Origin of the sequence: Terasakiella sediminum, assembly GCF_033100395.1 — a bacterium.
GTDB lineage: Bacteria > Pseudomonadota > Alphaproteobacteria > Rhodospirillales > Terasakiellaceae > Terasakiella.
Genome location: NZ_JAWLVJ010000008.1, coordinates 1 through 13,806 on the forward strand (window position 1 = coordinate 1; position 13,806 = coordinate 13,806).

Consider the following 13,806-nt stretch of genomic DNA (forward strand, 5'->3'; position numbering starts at 1 on the left):
ATATGACAAAACGATGTTAAGCTTTCTCGGCTTCGTTCAGGTCACATCAATTCGGGTTTGGGTAAAGCACTTTGTCAACAGAACCTAGGGTATACTGACGTAACGACAGGAGTTCTTCTTTATGCTGGCTTCGAACGTACATTATCCTGCTCTTGTGCTTAATGCGGACTATCGCCCGTTGAGCTACTACCCCCTTTCGCTCTGGTCTTGGCAGGATGCGATCCGCAATGTCTTTACCGGACGGGTGCAGGTGGTCTCTGAATATGATCAACATGTTCATTCCCCCAGCATCGACATGAAGCTGCCCAGTGTGATTGCGCTGAAAGAATATGCCAAGCCAGTCCCGCGTGTGGCCTTTACTCGATTTAACCTGTTTTTGCGCGATATGTTTTCCTGTCAGTATTGCGGCATTCAATTGCCCGCACAGGACCTGACCTTTGACCATGTGGTGCCGAGATGCCGAGGGGGACGGACCAACTGGGAAAATATCGTGACGGCCTGCAGGTCGTGCAATACCCAAAAAGGGCATTTGAGTGTGCGTGAAGCAAGGATGCAGCTTGCAACCCCGCCTTATCGTCCGAGCGCTTTTGAATTACAGGAACACGGACGCTTCTTCCCGCCAAATCATCTCCATGAGAGCTGGCGGGATTTTCTTTATTGGGATACGGAACTCGAAGAGTAGATTTGTTTGAAGTGAAGCATCTTTTAATTGTGTTTTAATGAAAATCATGCAAACTAGTTTGAGTTAACTTATCCAGGGGGAGATATATGGGACCGAAACCACTAGACTGTTCTGTTTTGAATGAAGGTCTATTGAGAGAAGTGCGCGAACAATGGATTGCAGAAGTCGAAAAAATTCGTGGGGATACAGAAGATTTTAGAGCAATTTATTTAGAGCATGCTGAGATTCTCATCAAAAACCCTGAAGGGAATTCGCAAATATTCGGTCTTTTCGACGAAAATAAGGTGTGCAAGGCAATTTTTCATGCTCATGCAAAACCGATAAAAGGGCACCCGGGTGTGACTATGAGGGTGCCATGGATTCAGCAATCACCAAACTTCGATCTTGGTCAATGGAATCATACAGAACTTGCTGATTTTTCAGCAGGATTAATGGTTAGTGCTATTGAGTTGTCGCTTAATGAATTGAAGGCAGATCGTATCAAAATGCATTTAAGTAATGTCGTAGACCGTGAGTTTGTAAGTGCTTGGGCCTTTGTTTACAATGGCAAGCAAAAGGATTTTACGGTTGAAATTGTAGGCGGTTGGTTGCATATAGAGTATGTGAACTAAGGAGATTACCATGTTTAACAAGCAAGAACAGTATGACGCATTCTATGAAGCAGCCCTTTTTGCTTTGGGCCGTTTGGGGGATGAGAAAGTGCAAGAACTTTCATGGTTCTTTGGGACTTGGGAACAGGTTAATGTGGAAGAAGTGCAGGACGAAACTTTAGAAGCAGCTTAGTTTTTTAGCTAAAATTATTTCAGCAGCCACTGTTTTTTTCAGTGGCTGTTTTTATTTGTCAGAAGGCCTCTCCTTATCAGGAGGGGCCTTTTTTATTGTGAGGAGCATATTTTATGTGGGTACAGATTATTATTATGGTGGTTCAGATGGCTATGGCGATGAAGCAGGCGTCTGATCAGAAAAAAGCCGCTGCCAAGGCTGCCCAGCAAAAGGCGGATGCGGTGGCGAAAGAACAATGGGCGACCTATGAAAAACAGGAAAAGCAGCGTAAGGATCAACTGAAAAAGGCGCTGGCAAAACGTCGCGCCAGATTTGGAGCCTCGGGTCTTTCAGCCGCTGATGGCTCAGCTGGCGCGATCATTCAGGGGCTGCGCACGGATGAAGCTGAGGCAAGCCATGAAGATTTTACGCAGCGCAAAGAACATGTGGATAGTGCGTTGTCCAGTATTCAGTCAAACCTGCTGGAACAATCCAAAGCGACTAATCGGACTCTATACAAGCAGCTGGGTCAGTCGGCCGGCTCGTTTGGTAATTCCATGATGGGTGGCGGATCTGGAGGCGGCAGTCTGATGCAGCCGATGAATTAAGGGTGTTTTCCTTTCTGTAGATTCCCTTTGACAAAGGCGCGGAAGTTCATATAATCCGCGCCTTACATATTCCCGAGAACGTTGATTCGTAAGGATCACGCCACAGAGTGGCCTATCGGGACAAGAAAAAATGGTTTTAAAATAAGGATTTAACCAATGTCAAAGCGTATTGCTGCTAAATACAAAATTGACCGTCGCCTGGGTGTAAACCTGTGGGGACGTGCAAAATCACCGATCAACCGTCGCGATTCTCGCCCGGGTCAGCACGGCCAACGTCGTCGTAAAGTATCAGATTACGGCATGCAGCTCATGGGTAAGCAGAAGCTGAAAGGCTACTATGCTAACATGACTGAGAAACAATTCCGTCGTTACTACAAAGAAGCTGTTCGTCGCGTTGGCGATACAGGCGAAAACCTGATCGGTCTCTTGGAAACACGCCTCGATGCGATCGTTTACCGTATGAAATTCGTCCCAACAATGTTCGCTGCACGTCAGTTCATCAGCCACGGTCACGTGCTGGTAAATGGCAAGCGCGTTAACATCTCTTCTTACCTGGTTAAAGAAGGTGACACTGTTGAAGTTCGCGCCAAGTCTCGCGAAATCCCGATGGTTCTGGAAGCTGTTGCCTCTGGTGAGCGCGACGTTCCTGAATACATTGAAGTTGACCACAAGAAAATGGTTGGCAAGTTCATCCGCGTACCTAAGCTGGAAGACGTTCCATACCCAGTTCAAATGGAACCAAACCTGGTTATCGAATATTACTCTCGTTAATCCGGGGGAGCCAACTGTCCGCGATATGCTGGATAGGAAGCGACAAATAAGAGAAGCTGCTGCACAATTGTGTGGCAGCTTTTTTTGTTAACTGGATGGGTGATTGAAATACCTGCCATCCTCTTTAATCCAAACCGTGCTCCGTTCTTTCGGATGCACGGTTTTTTTATGTCAAAAGAAAGGGATATCTTATGGTTTCCAAAAATAAATTTGGATTGAGTTCAACAATTAGTGCTTCACACAACACAAACCCTGATGATGTGAAATTGTTGAAAAAATTGTTGTCTGAGAACGGCCATTATCAAGTTCCAATACATGGCATTTCACCTTATCCAGATACACCGATGATTAATGGTATCAAGTCATTTCAAAGTGAAAATAACCTAACGGTAGACGGAATTGTCAAACCGGATGGCCCGACAATTGGTGCTTTGATGGCACGCTCACCAAGACTCAAATGTCCTTGCGGTGCATTTCATGGAGGTTCAAGTGGAACTATATATTGCCCAGATTGTTATAAGAAACTATTAAGTTAATGGCAGAATTGATAACAATGGGGTGATTTCGAATGCTAGCCCTTCTCGTGCGGGAAAATTGATATGTTAAAGGCCCCATTCCTCAAGAAAATATCGCTTGTTTCTGAAAAGATCGATAAGGGCAGCTTTCCTTTTAACGTAATGCCTTATTTGAATGACGAATTTGAGCTTCATTTTGATCGGACAATTACTTTCTTTGTTGGTGAAAATGGGTCTGGCAAATCAACGATGCTAGAAGCAATTGCAAAGATGTGTGGCTATCATGAAAGTGGTGGCAGTTTGGATCACGTTCACTATGAATCATCGGATCATACAGAATCTGCATTGGCAAAGGCGATGAAGTCGACTTGGTTGCCAAAGGTGCGCCAAGGTTTCTTTTTTCGTTCAGAGAGTTTCTTTAACCTGGCTAACTATATCGACACCTATGGTGATTTGGATAAGTACTATGGTGGGCAGGAAATGCATAAACAAAGCCACGGGGAAGCATTTCTATCTTTGTTCAGTAATCGCTTAGGGGCGCAGTTCAAATCGACTTACTTGCTGGATGAACCGGAGGCAGCGCTTTCACCGCAACGGCAATTGACGTTTTTGTCCCTGTTAAGTGAATGGGAGAAGTCAGGCAATGCCCAGTTGATTATAGCAACCCATTCACCGATTTTGTTGGCTTATCCCAATGCCCGAATAATTGAGTTTACGGCGGATGGTTTACGAGATGTGGCTTATGAAGAAACGGAACATTTCAAAATCACCAAAACCTTTTTAAATAACCCTAGACGGTATTTAAGAGAACTGATGGATTAATCATGGCTCATTGAGCTATGCAAATTTCGCAATGCTGCGGCGCAGTAATTACGTTTTTCTTCTGAAAATATCTCTCTATTATCCGGGTTAACGAAATTGAGTGGTCCAAAACCACATCCCCCCAGGTGAATAGGAGCATTGCAGGGCAAGCTGCAATGAAAAGAAAATGCAAGATACTGTTAAGCCGCTGTCCCACGAAGAAATGGCAGAACTGATCCGTCAGGTCGAAATCGAACGTGCGAAATATATTCGTAGAAGCTTTGTATTCCTGGGAAAAAGCCTAGTGAAACTGGCAAAAAAAGCTGTTTCTGTCTTTGCTGAGACTAGCGCGAAAAGCAAAGCTGTTGTCTTCACAGACGATCATTCAGCTGCGCGCGGCTAATCCGTTAAATCTATTTTCCTGAGGGTGCAAAGCCGTGACCAAAGCGAGATGTTTTTCTGTCTCCTGGATCGGTTGGTAATACCATGTGAATAATACATGGCTATCGTGCTCAGAAGATAGATTATGACAGTATGAAAAGCTGCTGCACCCATGTGCGGCAGCTTTTTTTATGGCTGATTGGCGGAAATGGAAACGAGAAAACTTTGTATTTCCGGTTTTCGAAGGCGACATTCTTTCTCATACCAGTATATACTTATATGCCGTATTGAGGGGGGAGGGGATCATGAAATACCGCAAACAGTCTTCAGTCATTCCATATCGACGGCGTAAGGGCAAGATCGAGGTCTTGCTGATTACATCCTTATCAATCGGGCGGCTGGTTCTGCCGAAAGGAACGGTTGAGCCGAATATGAAGGCACGCCATTCGGCTGAGAAAGAGGCTTATGAAGAAGCAGGTGTGCGCGGTATTCTCTCTAAAACGCTGATCGGTGAATATAACTATAAGAAAACACCGCAAAAAGGTGGGGATCATTGTCGGGTCAAAGTGTTTGCCCTGGAAGTGCGTGAAGAATTGGATAAATGGCCGGAGATGGACAAACGCACCAAGATCTGGATGTCCCCCGGCAAAGCGATCAAAAGCGTGAAGGAAAAGAAGCTGAAGAAGATTCTGATCAGCTTTTCTGAAACTTTACCGCGTTTGAAAAATAAAAAATCGAAGAAGGCAGGTTCGTAGTCATCATAAAAAAGCCTCCTGACATCACATCAGGAGGCTTTCTTGAAAGAGCAGCAGTAGCGCTTAAGCAGCTTCGATGCCGTTGTCCTTGAGCAGTTGTGCCAGCTCGCCATTATCGAACATTTCACGCACGATATCACAGCCACCGACGAATTCGCCTTTGACGTAGAGCTGTGGAATGGTTGGCCAGTTAGAGAACTGTTTGATGCCTTCGCGAATTTCCGGATCAGTCAGAACGTCAACGCCTTTGAATTTAACGCCCAGGTGAGTCAGAACCTGTACCACCGCAGCAGAGAAGCCACACTGTGGAAACATCGGGGAGCCTTTCATGAAAAGCAGAACGGCATTTTCGTTGATGTCTTGTTCGATACGTTCGAAAACCGGATTGTCACTCATGACATAGTATTCCTTATAAAGTATTTGTCTTTAGCAGCTTGGTATGGGATATGGCTTACCTGAGCCCATTTGTCAAGAATTAGCCGCTTTGTTTCTGCGTGACTGGCGATAGCTGTTTTGGGAATAAAGCAACAGTGCGGTCCAGATACAGCCGAAGGTGACCAGGTCATGGACGCTGAAATCTTCGCCAAATACATAGACCGCCAGCAGGAACTGACAGGTCGGGTTGATATATTGCAGCAGGCCGACGGTGGAATATCTGAGCTTGCGCGCCCCAAAGGCAAATAAGATTAAAGGGATTGCAGTGATGGGGCCAGCCAGCATCAATAGAATCTTCATGTCAATCTCAGCCGTCAGGAAGTAGAAGTCTCCTGATTGTGCCCAATAGATCATGAAGCCAAGGGCAATGGGGCTGATCAACAGGGTTTCCAAAAACAGACCAACAATGGAATCAGCCGCAGCTTTCTTGCGGATCATGCCATAGAAGCCAAAGGAAAAGGCCAGGGACAGGGCAATCCATGGCAGTTGGCCAAAGTTGATGATCTGATAAAGCACACCAGCTACCGCCAGCAGGATTGCGATGGTTTGTTCTTTGGTAAACCGTTCCCCAAAGAAGATACCGCCTAACATGACTGCAACCAACGGCATAATGAAGTAGCCCATGCTGCCTTCAAGGGCCTGTCCGGAAACGACGGCATAGATATAGATGCCCCAGTTCACCGAGATCAGCAAGGCACTGAGCCCGTAAACGGATAAGCTTTTCAGATTTATCAGTAGGGGGATAACATCCGACCATTTTTTCAGGGCCGTGATGATGATCGCCAATAATCCCACAGACCATAAAATCCTGTGAGACAGAATCTCAAGGGCTGAGACGTGATCCAGCGATTTGAAATAGAGGCCAAACAGACCCCAGGCAATATAAGCGGTGATGGCGGAAAGGGCCGCCATCCTGATTTCGCGCTGGGTATGGTTTTCAGCCGGTTGGGGGGGCGCCAAATGACTTAATCTTCAGGTGTGGTTGTTTGCAAGGCAAGCGCGTGCAGATCACCGCCCATTTTGCCTTTCAGGGCTGCATAGACCATCTGGTGTTGCTGAACGCGGTTTTTGCCTTCAAAAGCTTTGGATACCACATAAGCGGCATAATGGTCGCCATCGCCACGTAAATCTTCAATGCGAACGTCCGCATCCGGCAAACCTTCTTTGATGAGTGTTTCAATTTCGTGGGCTTCCATTGCCATAACAGCATCTCCATTTTAGGAATAATTCTTCCTTATGGATATAAGGTGGCTGACCCCGTCTGTCAATTTCAAGTCGCTGATATTTAACAAGAAGGCGTACTTTCTAATACTTATGAACGTTTGAATTATTATATCTGTAACGATAATATGATTTAGCTGAATGCGTATGTTTTGGGTGGGAGGCTTTGTCTATGACCTACAGCCCGGTCTGCAACTATCTGACGTTCTGTGACTATTCATCCACCAAGGTGTTTCAACTGGTGAATCGTTTGGTCGCATCGAAAGAGATTTGTACGCCGCAGCAACGCAGCGATATCATTGAACGCATTCGCTCCTGGGCGCTGTCTCATATTGAACTGAAATCGACCAGTATTAAGCTGGACGGGGTGCCTGAAGATTTCTGTCGGGAAAAGCTGCGCGCAGAGCGTATTGCGATCCATAATCTTATTCAGGAAATCGAAGCAGAAGATGACATTGATGAAAAAGAAAAAATTCTGATGTCCTGGTTTATGAGCAGTTTTATCGAAAGTGAAGAACGCTGCAGCCATTGTAGCTACAGCGCTTGCAACCAATCTACATAAAATAAAAAAAGCCGATCCACTTTTTACGGGGGATCGGCTTTTTCTTTTTTGCGTTCAGGCTCAGGCTGCCTGGTTATTCTCCCCCTGTTCTGTCAGAACGACATAGAGCGCTTCATTGGTGTCAGAGCCGCGAAGCTTTTCGCAGACACTGTCATCGCGCAACAGGCGGGAAACCCGGGCCAGAGCCTTCAAATGATCTGCCCCGGCACCTTCCGGTGCGAGCAGAAGAAAGATAAGATCGACGGGGTCGTCGTCAATGGCGTCAAATTCAACGGGTTTTTCAATGCGCGCAAACAGGCCATAGAGCCCATCCAGATCATTGAGCTTGCCATGCGGGATCGCGATGCCTTTGCCGACACCTGTGGTGCCCAGGCGTTCACGCTCCAACAAAACGTCGAAGATGGCCCGTTCATTCAATCCGGTGACGTCTGCGGCATGTCTTGCCAGTTCTTGCAGGGCTTGCTTTTTGCTTGTGGCACGCAAGTCTGCAACAACACGTTCCGGTGTCAGAATTTCTGAGATTTCCATTTTAGACTACTCTTTCGGTCCTTACTCGAAAAATCGCTACGCTTTATGCGCTGGTGGATTCTGCTGTGGCAGGATCAATCCATCCAATATTGCCGTCCTCGCGACGGTATACCACATTTACGTTGCCATTTGCACTATTTCTGAAAACCAGAACAGGCAGATCGGCCAAATCCATGCGCATCACAGCGTCTGCAACAGCCAGTTTATGGATTTTTGTGTCCACTTCGGCAACGATTGCTGGCGCCGTTGGTTCTTGTTCCACATCCTCATGTCCGTCAAAAACTGTTTGTTGTGCGGCTTCGATTTCAATACGGTCTTGTTCGCGGTGGTGATCACGTAGGCGACGCTTGTAGCGGCGCAGCTGCTTGGAGATCCGTTCAATGCTTTCATCAACCGCAGCATAGGCGTCACCCGCCTGACCACGGCCCTGTACGCGGATTTCCTTACCGACGTGAACAGTGATATCTGATTTAAACTCGTGTTTGTCCTTGGAGACGGTAGCTGTGCCATTTACGGCCTTGTCGAAATACTTCTCGGTATTTGCTTTAAGCGCGTCTTCGATGTGTGCACGCAAGCTGTCGCCTACGTCCATTTGTTTACCCTGTACAGCAATTTTCATATCTGAATGTTCCTGCTTGTTATTGGCCTTGCGGTAAATCCGGCCCTTCAAGCGTTTCTTTCATTTCATAAAGGTCACACGAGAGTGATAAAGCTTTACTTTATACGCGAAGGCCGGGAACTTAGTGGCAGAGTCCTTATGTGTCAATAGTATTAATATATGCCTTTCAGGTCGGACTCAACTTGATGTGTGTCATAATATTTAGGTGCTGATTCTGAAATTTCAATTTCACGACCTAAATCAAAGCCTTCTTCTCTCGTCTCCTTTGTACCGAGGAAGGAATGTTTAAGGCTTCGCGGTATTTTGCCACGGTTCGACGGGCAATGTCGATCCCTTCATTCTTCAATAATTGGACCAGCTTATCATCCGAAAGTATTTTATTGGGCGGTTCGTCATCAATCAGGCGTTTTATCTTGTATTTTACCGATTCTGCGGAGTGGGCATCACCGCCTTCAGAACTGTTAATTGACGACGTAAAAAAGTATTTCAGCTCGTAAATACCACGCGGTGTGGCGATATATTTGTTGGATGTGACGCGCGATACCGTACTTTCATGCATTTCAACCGCATCGGCAATGTCGCGCAGGACGATGGGTTTTAAATGTTCTACGCCCTTTTTAAAGAACATATCCTGCTGGCGTACAATCTCGGTGGAGACTTTCAAAATGGTGGTTGCACGTTGATGGAGGGATTTCACCAGCCAATTGGCATTCTGGAAACATTCACTGATGTAATGTTTTGATTCCTTATCCAGCCCGGCTTGATTGACCTCGGCATAATAGGAATTGTCCACCAGAACCTTGGGCAGGTTGTCGCTGTTCAGTTCCACCAGCCACTTACCCTTAAGGCCGCGTTTCATCATGATATCAGGTGTAATCGCTTGTGCATCACCCGTATCAAAGGCAAGGGCAGGGCGCGGATCAAGGGCCTGAATTTCGCTCATCATGTCGGCCAGATCTTCCTGATCGACCCCGCAGATTTTCATCAATGCGGCAAAGTCACGTTTGCCCAGCAGCTCCAGATTATTGATCAGGCTTTCCATGGCCGGATCAAAGCGATCTTTTTCAATCAGTTGCAGGGCCAGACATTCAGACAGACTGCGTGCAAAAATGCCGATGGGGTCCAGTTTCTGCAGCTTTAAGAGAACCTTTTCCACCAGGGCCACATCACAGGACAGGCTGGCGGCGATATCTTCCAGATCAGCGGTGAAATAGCCGCTTTCATCCAGAAATTCCAGCATATGGGTACCGATCAGGCGTTCTGTCGGGCTATCGAGATCAAGATTGATCTGTTCCACCAAATGATCACGCAAAGAAATATCAGCGCTTAGATTTTGTTCCCAGTCATAACTGTCCCCTTCAAGGGAGCCACTGGACTTGGCCGGGCTTGTGGTGTCCAGACCACCGGATCCTGCCAGCGTTTGATCGCCGGGGGTGTCACTACTCCATTGATTATCCACATCTGCATCGATGGAATCGCTGTTGCTGTTTTCCTGGGTATTGAGGTTGATATCTTCCAACGCAGGCGCAGGGGCATCTTCTGCGCTGCCCTGATCAGCTGTGTCTTGTGATTCAACTGCTTCCTGCATGGGTGTATTGTCGCCTTCATCGCGTTGAAGAAGCGGGTTTTTCTCCAGTTCTTCTTCGACGAAAGCACCCAGTTCCATATTGGACATCTGCAAAAGCTTAATGGCTTGCTGCAGCTGTGGTGTCATCACCAGAGACTGAGACTGTTTGAGGTCTAATCTAACGCTAAGGGCCATAGATAAGATGCCTGCTTACAAGCTGAAACGGTCGCCAAGATAGACACGGCGCACATCTTCGTTACCCACAATATCTTGCGGGGTGCCTTCCATCAGAACTGAGCCATCGTGGATGATGTAGGCGCGATCAATGATATCCAGTGTTTCACGCACGTTGTGGTCCGTGATCAAGACACCAAGGCCCCGGTCTTTCAGATGTTTTACCAGTTCACGAATGTCGCCAACGGCAATCGGGTCAATCCCGGCAAAAGGTTCGTCCAACAAAATAAAGTGCGGCTGGGACGCAAGCGCACGTGCAATTTCCACCCGGCGACGTTCCCCACCTGATAAGGCAAGTGCTGGTGCGCGGCGCAGATGCGTGATGGAAAATTCAGCCAGCAAAGCTTCCAGACGGGCTTCGCGGCGGTTGCGTTTGGGTTCAACCACTTCCAGAACGGCGCGGATGTTTTGCTCCACGCTCATGCCCCGGAAAATCGAGGCTTCCTGTGGCAGGTAGCCAATGCCTAAGCGGGCACGGCGGTACATGGGCAGATCAGTAATATTCTGACCGTCCAGGGTGATATTGCCGTAGTCAGGGGCAATCAATCCGGTGATCATATAGAAACAGGTGGTTTTCCCGGCCCCGTTCGGTCCCAGCAGACCAACAACTTCGCCGCGCTGGATGGACAGGCTTGCGCCACGCACCACAGGGCGTTTCTTGAAGCGTTTTCCCAGACCATCAGCCACAAGCCCTTGATTACTTGTGATCAATTTAGGCGACGCTGATTTCGGATCTTTGTTTTTTTCGGTCATATAGCTAGGCCAGACTTGTTTGTTGTTGGCACCATTATTGCACAGATTTTGCAGTTGGCAAGACTAACCCGCGTACGCGGTTGTCATTTGTGCCCGCACAGGCCTTCAAACGGCTGATATTGGTCTTTAAATTCACAGTTGCAGAACAACCGTTTAACAAATTGCCGCCGCGTTTGATTTTGACCGCGCCTGTCAGGGTGGCGACTCCGCTATTGACGTTATAGATACCTTTGTCGGCAGAAACATGTTCTGTCTTGGTGACAATCACCACATTGCCGAAAGCATTCACGCGGTGAATTTCACTTTTACCCTGCTTGTCCTTGCGAAACAGGGCGGCGATGACATCGGCCTTGATCTTGCGGTCTTCACGAACGGCAGTTGCATTACCGCGTGCGACGGCCTGGGCTTTTTCTTCCCAATATTCCAATGTGTTATCGGCGCTGATGGTATCATCCGGGGTGCGAAGGGTGGGGCGGGAGCCGGAAATCACCATAATGGCGCGTTTCAAATCATAAACAGCGCGGTCACCCGTTGCTTTTTCCGTATCAGATGTGATGGTCACACCGCCTAAAGCTTCCAGGCGGTGGATGTTGGTGTTGCCCGTCTGATCACCCTCATTTTCCGTGTAATATGCACGCAGTTCGTCCGCATTTACGTCCACATTGGCGCGTTTGGCAACGGCATTGCCCTGGGCGATGATGATTTGTTCGTTCTGCTGCCATTCAATCCCGTTATCTGCATAAATCTCTAGCGGTGCATTAGGTGACCCACTGGCAAGATTGATATCCTGAGCAAAGCCTGTTGAGGCCAGAAATCCAAAGGCTAGGGCAAGCGGAACAACTGATTTCATCATTAGTTTTCGTTTATCCGGTTCAAATAAAGTTTGGCAGATGTCTTGCCCGTGAAGATGATGGTTTTTCCCTTGTCGATCAAGCGAAAACCTTCAGATTCGATCCGTCCAAACGGCCCTTGGCCCACAACAGGATTGTGGCCTTCGGCCGATCCATTGGCGAGATCGATCCCAGCCGTTTTGGTATGCATTTCATAACCGGAATCATGAAACAGGTTTACGGCACCATCCAGTTCCAGATATTGCGTCGGGCGATCAAAAATACCGTTATCGGATGTCAGTACCAGCCAGGACCCGTCACTTAGGGTGATATCGGCCTTGGGGAGTTCCAGCAGGATGCTTTGCGTGTCGCCATCAATGCGTTTGGCAATATCGGCGGTGACGGAAAAAGGCTGGTTTTCGCTGTCGGTCCCGGTGTAGCGGGCATTGATCATGGAGGGGTCTTTCGCTTCGGACAGTTCAATATTTGAAAAGCCAATGGAAAACCGTTTGGAATCGGCGCGCAGGTGTGGCCAGATGATGATCATGATCACCAATAAAACGGCGATTACAGGTAGCAGAAGTTTCAGGATTTGAACGAAGCGGCTATAAGCGCGACTGATTTTGGAGCGTTTGGACAGGCTGATGGCATGCGTATCGCGGTAGCTTGTGCGCGATTTGGGTGTTCCCTGCATGGGTTGAGTTGCCAAGGCCATCAAGCCGATTCCTACCAATTGGTTAAGCGATGCCTGCACGCAGACAATCATGGATATGGATCACACCCATGACTTTTTGATTTTCATCCACCACAAAAAGGCTGGTGATGGATTTTGCATTCATGATGCCCAATGCTTCAACGGCAAGTGCGCCCGCGCTGATTGTTTTTGCACCAGTGGTCATGATATCGCCTGCGCAGCGTTTAATCAATTCATCTGTCATATTGCGGCGTAAATCACCGTCAGTGATGATGCCTTGAAGCCTATTGTTTTCATCCGTCACCGCAACACAGCCAAAATGCTTGGCCGTCATGACCAACAATGTATCACTCATGGGATCAGTGGGACTGACGATGGGCAAAGCATCGCCCGTATGCATCAGGTCTTTTACCTTCATCAACTGATTACCAAGGCTGCCACCGGGGTGGAATTGCTGGAAATCATCCGATGAAAAGCCACGACGCTCCAGCAAGGCAACCGCCAAGGCATCGCCCAAAGCCAGTGTCATCGTCGTTGATGTTGTGGGGGCCAAGCCTAAGGGGCAGGCTTCCTTTGCATTGGGCAGAACCAGACTGACATCTGCCGATTCCGACAAGGTGCTGGATTGGCGTGATGTAATGGAAATCAACGGGATGGTGAAGCGACGGCTATAGGCGATAAAATCGCTCAGTTCAGCCGTTTCACCTGAATTGGATAATCCCAAAATTGCATCTTCTTGCGTGACCATACCCAAATCACCATGGCTGGCTTCACCGGGATGAACGAAAAAGGCGGGCGCTCCGGTGGAGGCTAGCGTCGCGGCAATTTTGCGCCCGATATGACCGCTTTTTCCCATGCCAGTGACGACAATGCGTCCCTTGACGCCTGCCAGAATATCAACGGCTTTTGCAAAGGTGTCATCAAGACTGTCTGCAAGCGCGAGCAACCCGTCTGATTCCAGTTTCAGAACAGACTTTGCGGAGGCGATATCAAGTTCAGCCGGACGGGCTTTCGCAATGCGTGAGTGTGGTGCCATATCTTTAATTTTCAGGAGTTGAATTTGCGCCTAGATATAGGCGCGATTACCC

At 47.9% G+C, this 13,806-nt stretch carries 20 protein-coding genes; 10 read left to right on the forward strand and 10 right to left on the reverse strand.

All coding sequences use genetic code 11. The annotated features are described in order from the left end of the window. Window positions 1-121: 121 nt before the first annotated feature. The 9 genes from RYZ26_RS07610 to RYZ26_RS07650 all read left to right on the forward strand — a co-directional run bounded on the left by RYZ26_RS07610 (window position 122) and on the right by RYZ26_RS07650 (window position 5,275). Entirely contained in the window at window positions 122-682 is a 561-nt protein-coding gene (locus RYZ26_RS07610; protein ID WP_317682585.1) for an HNH endonuclease, read from the forward strand. Between the two features lie 86 nt (window positions 683-768). Then, window positions 769-1,293: a hypothetical protein gene (locus RYZ26_RS07615; RefSeq protein ID WP_317682586.1), complete on the forward strand. Its 525-nt coding sequence runs from the start codon at window positions 769-771 to the stop codon at window positions 1,291-1,293. Window positions 1,294-1,303: 10 nt separating this feature from the next. Then, window positions 1,304-1,465, forward strand: a complete 162-nt coding sequence (locus tag RYZ26_RS07620) for a hypothetical protein (protein WP_317682587.1) — start codon at window positions 1,304-1,306, stop codon at window positions 1,463-1,465. A gap of 113 nt (window positions 1,466-1,578) precedes the next feature. After that, window positions 1,579-2,052 (forward strand): hypothetical protein, encoded by a 474-nt coding sequence (locus RYZ26_RS07625; RefSeq protein WP_317682588.1) that lies wholly within the window; start codon window positions 1,579-1,581, stop codon window positions 2,050-2,052. A gap of 156 nt (window positions 2,053-2,208) precedes the next feature. Then, window positions 2,209-2,823: a 30S ribosomal protein S4 gene (gene rpsD / locus RYZ26_RS07630; RefSeq protein ID WP_317682589.1), complete on the forward strand. Its 615-nt coding sequence runs from the start codon at window positions 2,209-2,211 to the stop codon at window positions 2,821-2,823. 191 nt (window positions 2,824-3,014) lie between these two features. After that, entirely contained in the window at window positions 3,015-3,359 is a 345-nt protein-coding gene (locus RYZ26_RS07635) for a peptidoglycan-binding domain-containing protein (RefSeq protein WP_317682590.1), read from the forward strand. A gap of 63 nt (window positions 3,360-3,422) precedes the next feature. After that, window positions 3,423-4,160: an AAA family ATPase gene (locus RYZ26_RS07640; protein WP_317682591.1), complete on the forward strand. Its 738-nt coding sequence runs from the start codon at window positions 3,423-3,425 to the stop codon at window positions 4,158-4,160. 166 nt (window positions 4,161-4,326) lie between these two features. After that, a complete protein-coding gene (locus tag RYZ26_RS07645) occupies window positions 4,327-4,542 on the forward strand; it encodes a hypothetical protein (RefSeq protein ID WP_317682592.1) in 216 nt (71 codons plus the stop codon). A gap of 283 nt (window positions 4,543-4,825) precedes the next feature. Then, on the forward strand, window positions 4,826-5,275 hold the full coding sequence (locus RYZ26_RS07650) for an NUDIX hydrolase (protein WP_317682593.1): 450 nt from the start codon (window positions 4,826-4,828) through the stop codon (window positions 5,273-5,275). Between the two features lie 63 nt (window positions 5,276-5,338). Here the strand turns inward: RYZ26_RS07650 and grxD are convergent, their stop codons facing one another. The 3 genes from grxD to RYZ26_RS07665 form a co-directional block, all read right to left on the reverse strand. Next, a complete protein-coding gene (grxD, locus tag RYZ26_RS07655) occupies window positions 5,339-5,671 on the reverse strand; it encodes a Grx4 family monothiol glutaredoxin (RefSeq protein ID WP_317682594.1) in 333 nt (110 codons plus the stop codon). A gap of 72 nt (window positions 5,672-5,743) precedes the next feature. Beyond that, complete coding sequence (gene rarD / locus RYZ26_RS07660; protein WP_317682595.1) at window positions 5,744-6,670, reverse strand: EamA family transporter RarD; 927 nt, start codon at window positions 6,668-6,670, stop codon at window positions 5,744-5,746. A 5-nt stretch (window positions 6,671-6,675) separates the two neighbouring features. Further along, complete coding sequence (locus RYZ26_RS07665; protein WP_317682596.1) at window positions 6,676-6,912, reverse strand: BolA family protein; 237 nt, start codon at window positions 6,910-6,912, stop codon at window positions 6,676-6,678. Window positions 6,913-7,103: 191 nt separating this feature from the next. On the opposite strand from RYZ26_RS07665, the gene RYZ26_RS07670 reads away from it, so the two are divergent. Beyond that, window positions 7,104-7,493 (forward strand): hypothetical protein, encoded by a 390-nt coding sequence (locus tag RYZ26_RS07670; RefSeq protein ID WP_317682597.1) that lies wholly within the window; start codon window positions 7,104-7,106, stop codon window positions 7,491-7,493. Between the two features lie 60 nt (window positions 7,494-7,553). On the opposite strand, the gene ptsN is transcribed toward RYZ26_RS07670, so the two are convergent. The 7 genes from ptsN to RYZ26_RS07705 form a co-directional block, all read right to left on the reverse strand. Then, window positions 7,554-8,021, reverse strand: a complete 468-nt coding sequence (ptsN, locus tag RYZ26_RS07675) for a PTS IIA-like nitrogen regulatory protein PtsN (RefSeq protein ID WP_317682598.1) — start codon at window positions 8,019-8,021, stop codon at window positions 7,554-7,556. 43 nt (window positions 8,022-8,064) lie between these two features. Further along, window positions 8,065-8,640 carry a ribosome hibernation-promoting factor, HPF/YfiA family gene (gene hpf, locus RYZ26_RS07680; protein ID WP_317682599.1) on the reverse strand — a complete coding sequence of 192 codons (576 nt, stop codon included), beginning with the start codon at window positions 8,638-8,640 and terminating at the stop codon, window positions 8,065-8,067. 235 nt (window positions 8,641-8,875) lie between these two features. Continuing rightward, on the reverse strand, window positions 8,876-10,402 hold the full coding sequence (gene rpoN, locus RYZ26_RS07685; RefSeq protein WP_317682600.1) for an RNA polymerase factor sigma-54: 1,527 nt from the start codon (window positions 10,400-10,402) through the stop codon (window positions 8,876-8,878). Window positions 10,403-10,417: 15 nt separating this feature from the next. Beyond that, complete coding sequence (gene lptB, locus RYZ26_RS07690) at window positions 10,418-11,194, reverse strand: LPS export ABC transporter ATP-binding protein (protein WP_317682601.1); 777 nt, start codon at window positions 11,192-11,194, stop codon at window positions 10,418-10,420. A 34-nt stretch (window positions 11,195-11,228) separates the two neighbouring features. Beyond that, window positions 11,229-12,047 carry an LptA/OstA family protein gene (locus RYZ26_RS07695; protein WP_317682602.1) on the reverse strand — a complete coding sequence of 273 codons (819 nt, stop codon included), beginning with the start codon at window positions 12,045-12,047 and terminating at the stop codon, window positions 11,229-11,231. Continuing rightward, on the reverse strand, window positions 12,047-12,739 hold the full coding sequence (gene lptC, locus RYZ26_RS07700; RefSeq protein WP_317682603.1) for an LPS export ABC transporter periplasmic protein LptC: 693 nt from the start codon (window positions 12,737-12,739) through the stop codon (window positions 12,047-12,049). Before lptC ends, RYZ26_RS07695 begins: the two co-directional genes overlap by 1 nt. 22 nt (window positions 12,740-12,761) lie before the next feature. Continuing rightward, entirely contained in the window at window positions 12,762-13,754 is a 993-nt protein-coding gene (locus RYZ26_RS07705; protein ID WP_317682604.1) for a KpsF/GutQ family sugar-phosphate isomerase, read from the reverse strand. Between the last annotated feature and the right edge of the window lie 52 nt (window positions 13,755-13,806).

Coding starts and splice junctions, on each gene's coding strand:
- RYZ26_RS07610 (WP_317682585.1), top strand. CDS start 122: ATGCTGGCTTCGAACGTACATTATCCTGCTCTTGTGCTTAATGCGGAC.
- RYZ26_RS07615 (WP_317682586.1), top strand. CDS start 769: ATGGGACCGAAACCACTAGACTGTTCTGTTTTGAATGAAGGTCTATTG.
- RYZ26_RS07620 (WP_317682587.1), top strand. CDS start 1,304: ATGTTTAACAAGCAAGAACAGTATGACGCATTCTATGAAGCAGCCCTT.
- RYZ26_RS07625 (WP_317682588.1), top strand. CDS start 1,579: ATGTGGGTACAGATTATTATTATGGTGGTTCAGATGGCTATGGCGATG.
- rpsD (WP_317682589.1), top strand. CDS start 2,209: ATGTCAAAGCGTATTGCTGCTAAATACAAAATTGACCGTCGCCTGGGT.
- RYZ26_RS07635 (WP_317682590.1), top strand. CDS start 3,015: ATGGTTTCCAAAAATAAATTTGGATTGAGTTCAACAATTAGTGCTTCA.
- RYZ26_RS07640 (WP_317682591.1), top strand. CDS start 3,423: ATGTTAAAGGCCCCATTCCTCAAGAAAATATCGCTTGTTTCTGAAAAG.
- RYZ26_RS07645 (WP_317682592.1), top strand. CDS start 4,327: ATGCAAGATACTGTTAAGCCGCTGTCCCACGAAGAAATGGCAGAACTG.
- RYZ26_RS07650 (WP_317682593.1), top strand. CDS start 4,826: ATGAAATACCGCAAACAGTCTTCAGTCATTCCATATCGACGGCGTAAG.
- grxD (WP_317682594.1), bottom strand. CDS start 5,671: ATGAGTGACAATCCGGTTTTCGAACGTATCGAACAAGACATCAACGAA.
- RYZ26_RS07665 (WP_317682596.1), bottom strand. CDS start 6,912: ATGGCAATGGAAGCCCACGAAATTGAAACACTCATCAAAGAAGGTTTG.
- RYZ26_RS07670 (WP_317682597.1), top strand. CDS start 7,104: ATGACCTACAGCCCGGTCTGCAACTATCTGACGTTCTGTGACTATTCA.
- ptsN (WP_317682598.1), bottom strand. CDS start 8,021: ATGGAAATCTCAGAAATTCTGACACCGGAACGTGTTGTTGCAGACTTG.
- hpf (WP_317682599.1), bottom strand. CDS start 8,640: ATGAAAATTGCTGTACAGGGTAAACAAATGGACGTAGGCGACAGCTTG.
- rpoN (WP_317682600.1), bottom strand. CDS start 10,402: ATGGCCCTTAGCGTTAGATTAGACCTCAAACAGTCTCAGTCTCTGGTG.
- lptB (WP_317682601.1), bottom strand. CDS start 11,194: ATGACCGAAAAAAACAAAGATCCGAAATCAGCGTCGCCTAAATTGATC.
- RYZ26_RS07695 (WP_317682602.1), bottom strand. CDS start 12,047: ATGATGAAATCAGTTGTTCCGCTTGCCCTAGCCTTTGGATTTCTGGCC.
- lptC (WP_317682603.1), bottom strand. CDS start 12,739: ATGGCCTTGGCAACTCAACCCATGCAGGGAACACCCAAATCGCGCACA.
- RYZ26_RS07705 (WP_317682604.1), bottom strand. CDS start 13,754: ATGGCACCACACTCACGCATTGCGAAAGCCCGTCCGGCTGAACTTGAT.